This window comes from Streptomyces sp. NPDC090077 (assembly GCF_044747545.1).
Lineage (GTDB): Bacteria > Actinomycetota > Actinomycetes > Streptomycetales > Streptomycetaceae > Streptomyces.
In genome coordinates this window covers 42,166-54,343 of sequence record NZ_JBIVEG010000041.1, presented here as the reverse complement: position 1 = coordinate 54,343, position 12,178 = coordinate 42,166, and the positions used below count along the sequence as shown (strand labels likewise).

Below are 12,178 nucleotides of genomic sequence, written 5' to 3'. Positions count from 1 at the left end.
GCACCGCCGCCGGCTACGACCTGACCACGGGTGCCCAGCGTTGGCAGGGGCAGGAGTACCTCAACCTGGAGCTGCGCCCGGCCGGGCCGGGACTCTTCCACCTGTACGCCCGCGACCGGGCGGACTACCGGCACGTCTACCAGCAGTTCCTCGATCCACGGAATGGCGAGGTCCGGCAGACGGACGCGCCGACCGCCTCCAAGTGCCGGCACGACGGCGCGAGCGCGGTCGTCTGCTGGGGCCGGGACAAGGTCGTGGGCGTCGACGCCACGACCGGGGCCGCCCTGTGGCAGCTGCCGGACGAGAAGGCGGGCCGTATCGCCCCCAAGGTGACCACGGTGTGGCACGGGCGGGTCTATGCCAAGACGGCCGACGGCACGGTGGCCCTGGACTCCCGTACCGGAGCGGACCTGCCCACACCTCCGGGCATCGCCCCGGACCTCGTCAATGCCTTCACGGGCATCGCGATCTCCAAGTCCGGAGATGACGTGACGGCCTACCAGACCGCCAGCTGACCGACGCCGCGTACCCAGTTCCAGGCGTCAAACGTCGGGGCCGGGTACGCGGGCCCGCCGCAGGGTGGACTTCGCGTCCTGGACCGACTGGCGTTCTCCGGTCTCCTCAAGCGGGGGCTGGCGCCGTTGTCCGGTGCTCCGTGAGGGTGGGTTAGGCGGCCGGCTGCCCACAGACTCACCTCTTAAGAGGTGAGTGAAGGGGTCGGGGGGATCGGTGCGCTGTCGTGTCTGCCGTCACTTTCCGCGGGCCACCGGTACGGCGGGGCTCGCGGTGCCGCCCCCGCCGGGTCGGGCGAGGGTGGGCTCATGCCCATACCGATGCTGGTGATTTACGAGCCCGACGAGCGCGGCTGGCGCAAGGTCGGCTTCGGCGGGCAGATCCTCGGGACCGCGTACCGGTTCTCCGACATCGCGGAGCTGCTGCGTCAGGCCGGGATGGAGAACGCCGAGGACTTCGACCTGACGCAGGGCGAGTTCGTCCAGTGGCGCGGGGGCGGGCCGGAGACGTGGGAGGAGTCCACGCCGTGAGGGTGGAGCACCTGCGCCGGCGGAGGTGCTGTGCGTCATAGGCCGCGGGCTGGGATGGTGGCTCCCGTACGGCCGGGACCGTCGTGCTCGCGGACGGTGAGGGTCTTGACCATGACCGCGTACAGGGGGGAGTCGTCGGAGGGCTGGGTCTCGCTCCGCTTCTCGTAGCCCCACCGCTCGTAGAGGGCCTGCACGCGGGTGTGCGTGGAGTCGACCTGGAGCGTCACGTAGTCGACGTCGAAGGAGTCGACCAGCGCATCGTGTATCTGCTTCGCGCGGCCGGTGCCCTGCCACCGGGGGAGGACCATGAGTTCGGACAGGGCGAGGATGCGGCCGATGACGCCCTTGGGCCGGCTGGAGCCCAGCCACCAGCCTCCGGGCTTGAACCGCGAGCCGTAGGCGTAGCCGACGGGGCCGCCGTCCTCCCAGCCGGAGATGCACGCCCAGTCCTCGCGGCCGGACCAGCGGTCCACAAAGTAGGAGAAGCGTTCGCGGGAGTTGAAGGGGGTGGGGTCGGCTGCGTACACCTCGTCGTGGATGTCGAGGAGCAGCGAGCGGACGTGGGGGGCGTCGGCGTGGGTGTACCGCTTGAGTTCCATCAGCGTGACTCCTCGATCCAGCTCACGGCCTCGGGTGCTCTGGTGCCCGTGGCGGCGATGACTTTGCGGGTGACAGCGAGCGTGTTCGTGGTGCGCAGGGAGCCGGAGGTCGGCAGGAGCATCCCTTGGGCGCGGCGGCCGGTCGCGGAGGCCAGCTCCACTTCGCCTTGCCGGGCCTGGGCGAGGGAGAGGTGGGCGGTGTAGAGGGCCTTGTTGCGGGCCATGTCGTCGGGGATGGAGGCCAGGGTGCGGTGGAGGCAGGACTCGGCGCGTTCGTGGTCGCCGAGCGCGGTCCACACGTAGGAGGACAGGGCGTCGAATTCGGGTCTGCTGTAGAAGGTGATCCACGCGGCGGGCTGCCGGGTGCGGGCTCGGGCGAAGGCATCTTCCGCGCGGGCCAGGGCCCGGAGGGATTCGGCGGGCTGGTGGAGTCTGGCCAGGGCGTTGGCGTGCCGCATGTGGCCCAGGGACGCGTACAGCGGGTCGCGGCGGGAGACGGTGGAGCGTTTCAGTACTTCCGCTGCGGCCGCTGCTTCGGCGTGGTTCTCGCGCTGGCTGGAGGCGAGCATCAGGTGGTTCCAGACCCGGTACATGGCCTCGGGGTCGCGGGAGAGGCCGGCGAGGGTGAGGGCCTGGTCGAGGTGCGTGCGGGCGCGGCGGGGGGAGCGGGCGTCGATGGCGCCGAAGGCGGCCAGGCAGGTGACGTCGGAGGCGAGTCGGTAGGCCTGGCGCTGGACGCGGTCGGAGGCGCTGCCGTCGGCGAGGGAGGACTGGATGCGGGCGGCGAGTTCGACGGCCCTGTTTTCGATGCGGCGGGCTCCGCCGAGCTGTGCGTCTTCGCGCAGGAGGTCGGCGTAGTCCTGGTGGAACCGGTCGGCGTCGGGCTGGCCCAGGCGTGCGCGCCGTGCGGGGACGGCGGCGGTGGCGGCGGTTGTGGTCGCGGCGAGAAGGAGGGTACGGCGATGCATCGAGTCCTCCGCGTGTGCTGCGGTCTTCGGGAGGCTGAACCCTAAGTCGGTGACGGGGCATCCGAACACCTCCTCCAACGCGATACAGGTGCGGCCGATGGGGCGCCGCGTGCTGCCGTTCAGGAGGTTGCGCACTGTCCGGGCTGACACCTCGCCGGGTCTGCCGGTGATCGCCTGGAGCGCGGTGTTCATCTGACGTGCCAATTCCTCTTGTTTCAGGCCGAGTTCGTCCATCTGCGCCTGGAGGATGACGTTCGCTCCCATGCGACAGAACGTAGCCGCACCCCTACTGGCCGCACTAGCGGACGGGTAATGCGGTCGCAAAGTTTTCCGGTGCGCCGGGAGCAACCCGACGGCAACCCTTCCTGTCCGGCGCCAGCCCACAGCCGTTGACTGGACACACGCCGCGAGGAACCGGCCCACCGCGTCCGGGCCTTCCCCCCTCCCCAGAGAGGCAGGTACGCCGTGACCAACCGCCCTACGCCTCCCCCGCTCCCGGATCCGCCGGGCGCTCCCAGCCGCCGGCTGCGGCTGCGCGCCGCTGGCGGCCTGGCGGTGTTCATGGCCCGCTGGGAGAACCCGCCGCCCGCCGACGACGAGGACCAGGACGACGCCGCCGACAGCGGCCGGAGCGAACAGTGAGAACCATGACCCGCGCCCGCAGCGCGCCGTACGAGGTCGGCGAGACGGACAGCGGCACCACCTACGTCGAGCCGGGCGACCGGGCCCGCGAGGTCCCGGTGACGTTCACCGGCGAGGTGGTGCAGGTCGGGTCCGGCTGGGACGGGGTGGATGCCGATCTCGCCTACCTGTGGGCCCGTCTGCCGTCCGGCCGGGAGGTCAAGGCGCTGATACGGGACGTGGAGCGCGTGAAGTAGAGCACCGTGGCCGGCGCAGGTGTCCGTCGTCACCTGCCGCGGCCCGGTCCTTAAGACTCCCGTACGTCCGGGGCGGACGAGAAACCCCCGGGCGTACGGGGCACGAACCGCACCGGCCCACCCGGGCCGGGCGGGGCACCGCATGACCCTCTCGAAGGAGCCACGCTGTGAGCACGAGCATGCCCACCCCCACACAGACCGCCGCCCGGGCCCGCGAGGTCATGGACGCGATCCTCGCCGACGAGGAGTTCGGCGCGTTCGAGGGCGCCACCATGGAGTACAGCAGCGACTGGCAGTGCCTCACCGGGTTCCCCGTCATCGAGCGGTGGAACCTCGATAGCGACAAGCGGCCGCTGTTCACCGAAGCCCTGCGCGCCCTGTCCATCAAGGCCTCCGTGTTCGACCTGACCGGCGACGAGCGCCTCGCCGAGGTCGCGGTCGCGGTCCCGGTGGACGAGATGACCCACGCGATGATCGCCCAGCCGCAGCTGTTCGCGCGGATCGCTCACCGCACCGGCTTCCAGCTCATCCACCAGACCGACCAGGAGCACACCGACTACGAGGCGGGCGACTTCACCCACCTCACCTACCGCCTCGCTTGGGGGGAGCCCCCGGCCCGCTACTGGCTGGAGAAGAGCGAGGTGGACCGGCGGGTGACGATCCTCACCGCCCGGTACGCCTCGATCGGCCTGAACCGGGCCGGCCGCGAGCACGACATCGACTTCGCCGCCGCCTAGCGGCCGGTCCGCTGCCACCACCGGCGGCGCTGGGCCGGTTCGGCAGGCAGGTCGAGCGGCTTGGGCGGCGGCGCGATCCGGTCCGGGTCGAGGCCGACCCTGGCGGGGTGGACGCAGGCCGGGGTGCCGTCGGCGGTGTACCGGTGGCCGTCGGCCGGGTTGAACGGACACTCCCAGCTCGGCCTGCTGTAGACCACGAAGCCCTCGCGGGGCAGCCGGTGGGCGGGACAGATCTCGCACGCCGGATGGTCGGGGTCCGTCACGAACGGCGTCGTCATGGCCGGACGGTAGCGCAACGCCCCACCCGACCGCAGGGTCCTCATCACCTCGCCGGCCGCGGTGCTCGACCTCACCTGTGAAGTCCAGCGCCACCGCCGGCCCACGAGTTCCATCCGCCGCCGCACCGTACGGGTCGGCGGCGGACGGTCCGGCGCCCGCCCCGTCCTGGGGCGGGGCGGGCGCCACCCCAACCGCACCACTCGAATCCGACCGAGAGGAGCACCACCATGCAGAGCAGCACCGTCGAACGCGTAGAGCTCGGACGGTTCTTCGCCGTCGCCGCCGACCGGCTCACCGCCGGGCAGTCGGGGCCGGCTCCGCATCGTGCGTGAGGCGCGTTCACTGTCCGGTATGCGTCCATACATCGCGGTCGCGATCGACGGCGTGCTCTCCCCCTACGCGGGACCGGCGCCCTCCGGGTACACCGTGCACGACGTGGAGTCGGCGGCCTGGCGAGACTGGGCCGTGTGGGTCTACCCGCGCCCGGCCGGCCTGCGGCTCACCCTGAACCCGGCGGTCGGCCGGGCCCTCGCCGAGCTCCCGGCGGACCTGACCCTGGTCTCCAGCTACGCCCCGGCGGAGGTTGAACCGTTGCTGCCCGCGCTGGGCTGGGAGGCGGTGCCGCCGATGATCCCGCTGCCGAGCACCGGCTCCGTGCACTACATGAGGGTCGACGATCCGGGCCGGTCTCCCGACGCGGAGGACGGGCTGCCGTGGCGCGCGGAGGAGATCGCCTCCTGGGCGCGTACCCACGACCGGCCGGTGGCGTGGGTCCGGGCCGGAGACGAGCACCGGGAGGCGGTCCGCCTCACAACGTCCTACCTCTCCACGGTCGGACCGGTGCTCGCCTACGGAGTGGATCCCGCCCTCGGCATCACTCCCGCCGACCTTGCGGCGCTGCGGGAGTGGGCGCAGCAGATGGAGCGCCTGCCTGAGCCGGCCCCGGTGACGCCCCGCCGGTGCAGGGACTGCGGGGACCGGCGCACCACCGTCATCGGCGGCCGTCGCGTCGACCAGGTCCACGACGTGTGCGGGTCCTGCTGCGAGTGCTACTGCCCTGGGGCAGACGACGCGTTCCAGCCCTGCGGAGACCTGAGGCGGGAACAGTGTCTGGACTGCCGCTGCTGCCTGGTGTGCGTGGGGTGTTGCTGCGCAGGGGATTGACACGGCGTATGCTCCCTGGCGCCGGTACCTCAGGCGCTCCGGTGCGGCTTCCTCTTCGCCGACGCCTTCTTGGCGACAGCCTTCTTCCCGGCTGCCGTGCTGATCTTCTTGGTCGCCTTCTTGTCGGGTAGCGGGTGCACGGTGGCGTTGCCGCGGGTGACCTTGGCGTCCTGGACCGACTTCTCCAGCATCGCCATGAGGTCGACGACCTCCGCAGAGACCGCCGGAGCCTCCTCGTCGGCCGCGGGCAGGGTGCCGGTGCCGCTCTTCGCGGCGATGACCTGCTCCAGCGCGTCCCGGTACTCGTCATGCATCTGGGACAGGTCACTGCTGGCGAGGGTCTCGGCGAGCCGGACGGCCGCCTCGGCGTCGGAGACGGCGGTGTCGGGGACGGGGACCTGGCCGGTGGAGCGGATCTCGTCCGCCACCGGAGCGCGTGCAGCATGATCACGTTGTCCTTCACCCGCAGGAGCCCGAGCCGCTCCCGGTCGCGCATCGCGAACTTGGCCACCGCGACCTTGCTGCTGCGCTCCAGGGCCCGGCGCAGCAGCTCGTACGGCTTGGCGGCGACGGCCTCGGTCGCGGCGAGGTAGTAGGAGGCGCCGATCTGGATGGGGTCGATGCTCGCGGCCGGCACGAAGGACACGATCTCGATCGCCTTCCCGGTCGGCAGCGGCAGGTTGTCGAGGTCGGCGTCGGTGACCGGGATGGTGCCGGTCGCGGTCTCGTACCCGCGGACGATCTCGTCCTGACTCAGCTCCTGCCCGTCCAGCTCGCACACCTTCCGGTACCGGATCCGCCCCCCGTCGGCGGTGTGGATCTGCCGGAAGGAGATGTCGTGCGACTCGGTCGCAGGCACCACCTTGATCGCAATGGTGACCAATCCGAAGGAGATCGCTCCGGACCAGATGGGACGCACAGGGACCTCCCGCTCGCAGGCCCCTCCTTCAGGGTCGCACCGGCCCGCTCCCCGGGCGTGAGGTACGCGGCCGTCCGGGCCGAACCGCTTCCCGGGCGCGTGGCGCATCCGCTTCAGCCGACTCGCTTCGCCGAGGATCGGAACCGCTGCGGCGCAGAGGGGTACTGGGCCCTTGGGCCAGAAAATCGAACATGCGCTCTAATGGGAGGTGAAGCCTCCGCACCCCCACCAGGGAGCCCGCCATGATCACCCCCACTGCCGCGCCGCGCCCGCATGACCCCGCCCCGAACACCCTGAACTCACGTCATTAACAGCCGCACCGCAAAGGCCTCGCGGGATCTCGCCCACCGAGGCCCGGCGGAGAGGCAAGGTGTGCGGGGACCGGGGCACGTCACGTCCTTGTAAGGACGGCCACCAGGAAGTCGGACCCCTCGGCATAAGGCTGCAGGTCCCACGCAGACAACAGGAGACCGGGGGACAGGCCGACGGCCTCGGCGTCCTGCAGGAATTCTTCGGGCGGGTAGCCGCGTTCGGTGCCGAACCCGATCACCGCTCGCCCCCCTACCCGTAGGTGCTTCGCGAACCGGTCCAGGACGGTGCGGCGCGTGTCGGGGGCAAGGAAGGTCATCACATTCCCGGCACACACCAGCACATCGAAGCCCTTGGCAGGGAGGTCGAGCTCGGAGAGATCCCGAGTGAGCCATTGCGCTCCGGGGTGATCGGTTCGGGCCGCGGCAACGAGGGCCGGGTCGAGGTCGACACCCGTGACGTCGTGTCCGGCCCGAGCCAGATACCCGCCGACCCGGCCGGTACCGCAGCCCGCGTCGAGGATCCGAGCTCCGCGAGGAACCATCGCGTCGACCAGGCGGGCCTCACCATGCAGATCGACGCCGTCCTTGGCGAGCTTCCGAAAACGGTCGATGTACCACTGCGAGTGACCCGGGTTCTCCTCGAGAAGGGCGAGCCAACCGTTCTTGTCGTTCACCCAGCCAACTATGCCTGCCCTGGCGTAGAGGCATGACACACCTCCTCTACTCGCAGTAGAGTCGAGGTATGGCAGACGAGACGAGCATCAAGGTGAGCGCGGCGACCCGCGACCGTCTGGCGGCTCTGGCGACCGAGCAGGGCACGACGATCCGGCAGCTGGTCGAGGAGCTCGCCGAGGGCCGGCCCACCCAGGCCGAGTACGCGGAGCGTGCCGAGCAGGCCCGCGCCGAGCTTGCCTCCGTCCTGGGGGCCGTCCCGAGCGAGGAGGCCGAGGCGAAGGCCCGCGGACTCCTGGAGCGTCTCGGCGCCCGGCAGGACTCGGCGGCCGCGTAGTGGGGCCGATCGCCGTCGTCCTGGACCATACGACCGCTACCGCACTGCATGATCCGAAGGACCTGTACAACGAGGCTGTCGCCGCCTTCTACGTCCAGGCCTCCGGCGGTCTGGGCACCCTGTACGCGCCCGTGCTCTCCCTGACCGCTGGCGACACCGGGCGGCCTGGTTTGGTCGCCTACATCAACGGGCTGCGGTTCATCCAGATCGAGCCTTTCGACACGGCCGCCGCCCTGTCCGCGACCGAGCTCCTGCACGCCGGGCACCCTTGGGCGGTCGTCCACGCCATCCACGCGGCCCGCCCCTCGGCCGACTTCCCTGCCGGCCGCTACCTGCTCACCCTGGAACCCGAGCTGTACGAAGGCACCGGCGTCCAGGCCGTCCATCCCGATCACTGACCCAGGACAGTCCCGGCGGGGTCCGGAGACGCGCTGCTAGGGTCGACGCACTTGAAGGGGCACTCTCCATCGCCGGCCACTGCCCCTCTTTCTTTGGTCCGCACGCGTTCCGCGTGCGGACCATTTGCTTTGCCGGCCCTGGCTCTGGCGAGGGTCCCGGGCGGGCGAGCTCGGTCCGGGGCCGTCGTGTTTGCGGGGTGGTCAGCCTTCGGTGGGCAGGTGTTCCTGCCGGGCGTGGACCAGGCGGCGCCATGCGGAGCGAACATGTTCTTCGCTCTCGGTCCAGCGGATGGCTGAGGGGGCCGGCAGGGGCAGGCCGGCCATGAAGTGGGCGACGTCGACGAAGTACGCGAAGTCGCCGCTGCCCGTGAGTTCGCGCAGGCGGCTGCTGGTGGCGGCCAGGTCCTGGTGTTCGTCGCGGACGGTGTGGTGGAAGGCGGCCGCGAGTTCCACGAACCGGTGAAGGAAGGGGAGTCCGGCGCCCTCGATGTCGGCGTGCAGGCTCTGGGCGCGGTGTGGAACGTCCGCCGTCCGTACCATCCGCATCCTTCCGCCCGGCACCGCCCCCGCCGCCCCGCGCCCTGCTGACACCCCCCGCAGTACGGCACCCACCCCGGACCCGGTTCAGCTGCGGACGGAGCCCTACAAGCAGCCCGCGGGCTACCTGGAGGCCATCGCCCAGCACCGCGCCCACCGTCGCAGCGGCCCCGTGGACACCCGGATCGCCCAAGCCGCACGCGAGCAGATCCGCACCCGGATCCTCGAGCCCGAGAGCGCCTTCGCCCAGGGACGGGCCGAGGCCCAGCGCCTTCGTGAGCAGACAGAACGGGATCAGAGCAGGGGAACCGCGGAAGCCCGCGCCCTGGTTCGGGCCCGCGCCGAGAAGGCCGGCCTCACCCACCTTCCGCCGCGCCAGACCACGGCAGCCGCGCCCGAGCTCCTTGAACGCACCGCTTGAACGGGCGCTTCGTCGGCATGGCACGCGACTGATGCCCGGGGCGGCCGCCCGCCGGCTCAACAGTGGGTGTGTCCGGAACCCTGGTCGGAGGAGACGAACCGCCACTGCCCCCCGACGGCTTGGGGAGGGATCGTCAGCCGCAGTACGTCGTTGTCGTTCAGGAGAAGACGTCCTGCGGCATGCATGTGGTGCAAGTGCACCCAGATTTCGTGCTCGGCGGCCACATGCCGCTGTCCTGCGCAGTTCAGCTGAGGACACACATCCGGGTGCCCGCTCCCGTCGGAGGAGGCGACCTTCTCGGCGAACTCCGTGACTGGCAGCGCGGTCACGGGAGCGGCCGGGTCGTCGCTTTCGCCGTACGCGATGAATCCCGCCTTGATCCGGTCGTCGAGGTAGGTTGCGGCAAGCGGCACCCTCCGTCCGTAGATCGGGAGGAGTAGTTCCTCGATCCGGCGGAACCAGATCCGGGTGTCCATGGGCGCCGTCGTCTGGAGAGCGAACATGCCGGTCACCGGGTCAGGGGTGAGCCACTGCCGATATCCCTCGTAGGGGGGCCGGCTGTGGAACAGAGGGTCTCCAGCAGCCGCTGCTCCCGACGCTGCCTGGCGGCACGGGCCGCCTGCCTGTTCGGACCGTCCTTGGAGTCTTTGCGCTTCTTGGCCATGATCCGAATCCTGTCGCGTTATCCCTTCACGCCCTGGCAGAAAGGGAGCCCCCTGATCCGGCGCGTCAGGGGGAATCCGACTGTTCATGCGCTGACGAGTAGCCACGGACTCCGCCAGCACGATGCGGCACTGCCGGCTGTGCGCACGCCTTGCGGTGGAGCAGCAGACGAAGGCGATGCGGGAGCTGTCCCGCCGTGCGTTCCCCGAGCCCGACATCGTTCAGGACGATGCGCGATCCCGAACGCGTGAACGAGGACCGGTCGCGCCGTATCCAGCCAGGCACGATGGCTTTGTGCCATTCGTCGGCAACCCGCCTCCGACATCACCAACGCGCCGCTACACAAGAAGGCTGGGGTGGCGTGCTGCCGCTCCCTGGTGATGTCCGATCGTTGGGGGAGGTCTGGACGGTTGCTGACCATCAACGTGGCCGTGCTGCTCGCAGTCATCGTCTTCTTCCGGCTGCGGCGCCGTACGCAGGCCCGCAGCCGCTTCGACGAGAAGACGACCGTCGTCATCGTCCTGGCGCTGGGCGTTCTGCTCGCTCCTACCCCGGTCGGCCAGGGAATCCTGGATGTCCTGGGGCAGCTGGCGAGCGGCGTCACCCAGGCCAGCCGATGAGCCCCCGCACACGCACGGGCCGGACGGCGCCCGCCAGTTCACACGGCGGACCACCGGTCCGGGAGGCGGGGGAGTGATGGCGGCACGTCGACGGCGCCTGAAGAAGAAGACCCGCAAGAAACTGCAGGTCTGGGGTGCGGTGGCGGCGATGATCGCCGTGGTGTGGGTCGCCGGGAACTGGTCGACGGTGTGGCCCGTCCTGGTCGCCGTACTCGTTGCAGCCGTACTCGGCGGAGTCGGCTGGGTGCTGCTGCGGGCGCACCGCCAGGCGGTCGGCCGGGACCGCACGTGGCGGGCGCAGGAGGAGGCCCGGGCGCGTGAGTTGTCCATGGCCCAGGTCGATGCCCTGACGTGGCAGGAGTTCGAGACGTATGTCGCGGAGCTGTGCCGGCGGGACGGCTGCAGAAACGTCATCGTCAGCGGTAAGAGCGGTGACCTGGGCGCGGATGTCGTCGGCTACCTGGCCGACGGCCGCAAGCTGGTCATCCAGTGCAAGAAGTACGCGGCGCATCGGAGCGTGTCCTCGCAGGACATGCAGAAGTTCGTCGGCACCGCCCGCCTTGAGCACGGCGCGGACGTTGCCTTGTTCGTCACCACCTGCCGCGCGTTCACGAGGGACGCACTGGGCCTGGCACTGCGCCAGGACATCGTGGCCCTGCACCGCGACCTGCTGGGTTCCTGGGTCAAAGGCGCTCACCTGGAGAGCCTGATCCCGCTCAACGGCAGCGGCGGCGGCACCAGGCGTCGCCCCGCCACCTGACCGCGTCAAGTCCGCGCACAGTTCGGCGCAGGGACGGGTCCGCAGCGACGGCGCCGACACCCGCCCAGCAGCCGCGGCCCGTACCCGGACAGAAGACCGGCGCCTGGGGGCACTGGTCCCTGACCCTCCTCCTACGGAGTGGTCCGACCCACGGCGGCCGAGGGCGAAGAGGTGAGCACCGGGATATGACCGGGTGCGGCATGACGGGCGGGGGTCAGCGGCCCTGCAGAGCCCTCGCTGCGGCTCGTGGGTCAGGGCCGCCGATGCCGACTTGCAACCCGGGCGGGTCCCCCCAGACGCCGGGGCCACCATCGTCCGCCTCGCCGAGCATCGACTGCTTCCGTCCGCGGTCTACAACCTTGGCGCCGGCACCACTGTCTCCTTCGCCGACATCGCCCAGTGGTGCGTCCGCCTCCACCACCGGGCAACCGGCCGGAACCTCCGTGTGGAGCTCGTACCGAACCCGGTCGCTCACGCCTACCAGTACTTCACCTGCGCGGACATGACCGCGCTCGACAGCGTCCTGACCGACCGGCCGGCCACCTCGGTGGCCTTCGTCGAAGCCCGTGCCACCGAGCTGTTCGAAGCCTTCCTCCGCAATGCACACGGCTGAACCGCCCGGCTACGCCCCCCGACTCGACCGCCCACTGCGGCCCGCGGTATTCCTCGACCGCGACGGCACCCTCACCGAGCTCCGCCACTACCCCACCCACCCTGACGACCTGGTCCTCCAACGAGGAGTCGGATCACCGCTGCGCGCCCTTCAGCACGAGGGCTTCGCACTGATCGTCGTAACCAACCAGAGCGCACTGGCACGGGGTCTGCTCGACGCCGCAGGTCTGGACGCCATGCACGACCGGCTCCGCACGCTC

The 12,178-nt window shown here is 70.8% G+C and carries 18 protein-coding genes and 3 pseudogenes; 13 read left to right on the top strand and 8 right to left on the bottom strand.

What is annotated here, in order from left to right; translation table 11 throughout:
* Together ACIPW5_RS36630 and ACIPW5_RS36625 are read left to right on the top strand one after the other, a co-directional pair.
* Window positions 1–515: pseudogene (locus tag ACIPW5_RS36630) on the top strand (hypothetical protein); the annotation flags it as partial.
* A gap of 306 nt (window positions 516–821) precedes the next feature.
* Window positions 822–1,043, top strand: coding sequence for a hypothetical protein (locus ACIPW5_RS36625; RefSeq protein WP_401254798.1), 222 nt, complete (start codon window positions 822–824; stop codon window positions 1,041–1,043).
* A 35-nt stretch (window positions 1,044–1,078) separates the two neighbouring features.
* Here ACIPW5_RS36625 and ACIPW5_RS36620 read toward each other — a convergent pair whose 3' ends face one another.
* Window positions 1,079–1,642 carry a GNAT family N-acetyltransferase gene (locus ACIPW5_RS36620; RefSeq protein WP_401254795.1) on the bottom strand — a complete coding sequence of 188 codons (564 nt, stop codon included), beginning with the start codon at window positions 1,640–1,642 and terminating at the stop codon, window positions 1,079–1,081.
* On the bottom strand, window positions 1,642–2,874 hold the full coding sequence (locus ACIPW5_RS36615) for an XRE family transcriptional regulator (RefSeq protein WP_401254793.1): 1,233 nt from the start codon (window positions 2,872–2,874) through the stop codon (window positions 1,642–1,644). Before ACIPW5_RS36615 ends, ACIPW5_RS36620 begins: the two co-directional genes overlap by 1 nt.
* A 201-nt stretch (window positions 2,875–3,075) precedes the next feature.
* Here ACIPW5_RS36615 and ACIPW5_RS36610 point away from each other — a divergent pair, with 201 nt between their 5' ends.
* The 3 genes from ACIPW5_RS36610 (at window position 3,076) to ACIPW5_RS36600 (ending at window position 4,225) form a co-directional block, all read left to right on the top strand.
* Window positions 3,076–3,252 (top strand): hypothetical protein, encoded by a 177-nt coding sequence (locus ACIPW5_RS36610; protein ID WP_401254790.1) that lies wholly within the window; start codon window positions 3,076–3,078, stop codon window positions 3,250–3,252.
* Window positions 3,253–3,257: 5 nt separating this feature from the next.
* Entirely contained in the window at window positions 3,258–3,488 is a 231-nt protein-coding gene (locus tag ACIPW5_RS36605; protein WP_401254787.1) for a hypothetical protein, read from the top strand.
* A 167-nt stretch (window positions 3,489–3,655) separates the two neighbouring features.
* Window positions 3,656–4,225 carry a hypothetical protein gene (locus ACIPW5_RS36600; protein WP_401254785.1) on the top strand — a complete coding sequence of 190 codons (570 nt, stop codon included), beginning with the start codon at window positions 3,656–3,658 and terminating at the stop codon, window positions 4,223–4,225.
* On the opposite strand, the gene ACIPW5_RS36595 is transcribed toward ACIPW5_RS36600, so the two are convergent.
* Entirely contained in the window at window positions 4,222–4,503 is a 282-nt protein-coding gene (locus ACIPW5_RS36595; protein ID WP_401254782.1) for a hypothetical protein, read from the bottom strand. The genes ACIPW5_RS36600 and ACIPW5_RS36595 overlap by 4 nt on opposite strands.
* 352 nt (window positions 4,504–4,855) lie before the next feature.
* Between ACIPW5_RS36595 and ACIPW5_RS36590 the strand changes: the two genes are divergently transcribed.
* The gene (locus ACIPW5_RS36590; RefSeq protein ID WP_401254779.1) at window positions 4,856–5,668 is read left to right on the top strand and encodes a hypothetical protein; all 813 of its coding nucleotides are present in this window, start codon (window positions 4,856–4,858) and stop codon (window positions 5,666–5,668) included.
* A gap of 29 nt (window positions 5,669–5,697) precedes the next feature.
* Here the strand turns inward: ACIPW5_RS36590 and ACIPW5_RS36585 are convergent, their stop codons facing one another.
* From ACIPW5_RS36585 to ACIPW5_RS36575, 3 genes and pseudogenes are all read right to left on the bottom strand, one after another.
* Entirely contained in the window at window positions 5,698–6,096 is a 399-nt protein-coding gene (locus tag ACIPW5_RS36585) for a hypothetical protein (protein ID WP_401254776.1), read from the bottom strand.
* Between the two features lie 53 nt (window positions 6,097–6,149).
* Window positions 6,150–6,695, bottom strand: a pseudogene (locus tag ACIPW5_RS36580) (Ku protein); the annotation flags it as partial.
* A 283-nt stretch (window positions 6,696–6,978) separates the two neighbouring features.
* Window positions 6,979–7,572: a class I SAM-dependent methyltransferase gene (locus ACIPW5_RS36575; RefSeq protein WP_401254773.1), complete on the bottom strand. Its 594-nt coding sequence runs from the start codon at window positions 7,570–7,572 to the stop codon at window positions 6,979–6,981.
* 68 nt (window positions 7,573–7,640) lie between these two features.
* Between ACIPW5_RS36575 and ACIPW5_RS36570 the strand changes: the two genes are divergently transcribed.
* Window positions 7,641–7,907 (top strand): hypothetical protein, encoded by a 267-nt coding sequence (locus ACIPW5_RS36570; RefSeq protein WP_401254770.1) that lies wholly within the window; start codon window positions 7,641–7,643, stop codon window positions 7,905–7,907.
* Complete coding sequence (locus ACIPW5_RS36565; protein ID WP_401254767.1) at window positions 7,907–8,305, top strand: hypothetical protein; 399 nt, start codon at window positions 7,907–7,909, stop codon at window positions 8,303–8,305. Before ACIPW5_RS36570 ends, ACIPW5_RS36565 begins: the two co-directional genes overlap by 1 nt.
* Before the next feature lie 201 nt (window positions 8,306–8,506).
* On the opposite strand, the gene ACIPW5_RS36560 is transcribed toward ACIPW5_RS36565, so the two are convergent.
* Window positions 8,507–8,845 carry a hypothetical protein gene (locus ACIPW5_RS36560; RefSeq protein WP_401254765.1) on the bottom strand — a complete coding sequence of 113 codons (339 nt, stop codon included), beginning with the start codon at window positions 8,843–8,845 and terminating at the stop codon, window positions 8,507–8,509.
* A gap of 169 nt (window positions 8,846–9,014) precedes the next feature.
* Here ACIPW5_RS36560 and ACIPW5_RS36555 point away from each other — a divergent pair, with 169 nt between their 5' ends.
* The gene (locus ACIPW5_RS36555) at window positions 9,015–9,263 is read left to right on the top strand and encodes a hypothetical protein (RefSeq protein ID WP_401254762.1); all 249 of its coding nucleotides are present in this window, start codon (window positions 9,015–9,017) and stop codon (window positions 9,261–9,263) included.
* A 56-nt stretch (window positions 9,264–9,319) separates the two neighbouring features.
* Here ACIPW5_RS36555 and ACIPW5_RS36550 read toward each other — a convergent pair whose 3' ends face one another.
* Window positions 9,320–9,775: a hypothetical protein gene (locus ACIPW5_RS36550; protein WP_401254759.1), complete on the bottom strand. Its 456-nt coding sequence runs from the start codon at window positions 9,773–9,775 to the stop codon at window positions 9,320–9,322.
* Window positions 9,776–10,336: 561 nt separating this feature from the next.
* On the opposite strand from ACIPW5_RS36550, the gene ACIPW5_RS36545 reads away from it, so the two are divergent.
* The 4 genes and pseudogenes from ACIPW5_RS36545 to ACIPW5_RS36530 form a co-directional block, all read left to right on the top strand.
* The gene (locus tag ACIPW5_RS36545) at window positions 10,337–10,546 is read left to right on the top strand and encodes a hypothetical protein (RefSeq protein ID WP_401254757.1); all 210 of its coding nucleotides are present in this window, start codon (window positions 10,337–10,339) and stop codon (window positions 10,544–10,546) included.
* Window positions 10,547–10,622: 76 nt separating this feature from the next.
* Window positions 10,623–11,306: a restriction endonuclease gene (locus tag ACIPW5_RS36540; RefSeq protein WP_401254754.1), complete on the top strand. Its 684-nt coding sequence runs from the start codon at window positions 10,623–10,625 to the stop codon at window positions 11,304–11,306.
* A 445-nt stretch (window positions 11,307–11,751) separates the two neighbouring features.
* Window positions 11,752–11,919 carry a hypothetical protein gene (locus ACIPW5_RS36535; protein ID WP_401254752.1) on the top strand — a complete coding sequence of 56 codons (168 nt, stop codon included), beginning with the start codon at window positions 11,752–11,754 and terminating at the stop codon, window positions 11,917–11,919.
* Window positions 11,906–12,148, top strand: a pseudogene (locus ACIPW5_RS36530) (haloacid dehalogenase); the annotation flags it as partial. The gene ACIPW5_RS36535 and the pseudogene ACIPW5_RS36530, both read left to right, overlap by 14 nt.
* Window positions 12,149–12,178 lie beyond the last annotated feature (30 nt).

Excerpts from the sequence above, each read along its gene's own strand:
- ACIPW5_RS36625 (WP_401254798.1), top strand. The coding sequence starts at position 822 with ATGCCCATACCGATGCTGGTGATTTACGAGCCCGACGAGCGCGGCTGG.
- ACIPW5_RS36620 (WP_401254795.1), bottom strand. The coding sequence starts at position 1,642 with ATGGAACTCAAGCGGTACACCCACGCCGACGCCCCCCACGTCCGCTCG.
- ACIPW5_RS36615 (WP_401254793.1), bottom strand. The coding sequence starts at position 2,874 with ATGGGAGCGAACGTCATCCTCCAGGCGCAGATGGACGAACTCGGCCTG.
- ACIPW5_RS36605 (WP_401254787.1), top strand. The coding sequence starts at position 3,258 with ATGACCCGCGCCCGCAGCGCGCCGTACGAGGTCGGCGAGACGGACAGC.
- ACIPW5_RS36595 (WP_401254782.1), bottom strand. The coding sequence starts at position 4,503 with ATGACGACGCCGTTCGTGACGGACCCCGACCATCCGGCGTGCGAGATC.
- ACIPW5_RS36590 (WP_401254779.1), top strand. The coding sequence starts at position 4,856 with ATGCGTCCATACATCGCGGTCGCGATCGACGGCGTGCTCTCCCCCTAC.
- ACIPW5_RS36570 (WP_401254770.1), top strand. The coding sequence starts at position 7,641 with ATGGCAGACGAGACGAGCATCAAGGTGAGCGCGGCGACCCGCGACCGT.
- ACIPW5_RS36560 (WP_401254765.1), bottom strand. The coding sequence starts at position 8,845 with ATGGTACGGACGGCGGACGTTCCACACCGCGCCCAGAGCCTGCACGCC.
- ACIPW5_RS36540 (WP_401254754.1), top strand. The coding sequence starts at position 10,623 with ATGGCGGCACGTCGACGGCGCCTGAAGAAGAAGACCCGCAAGAAACTG.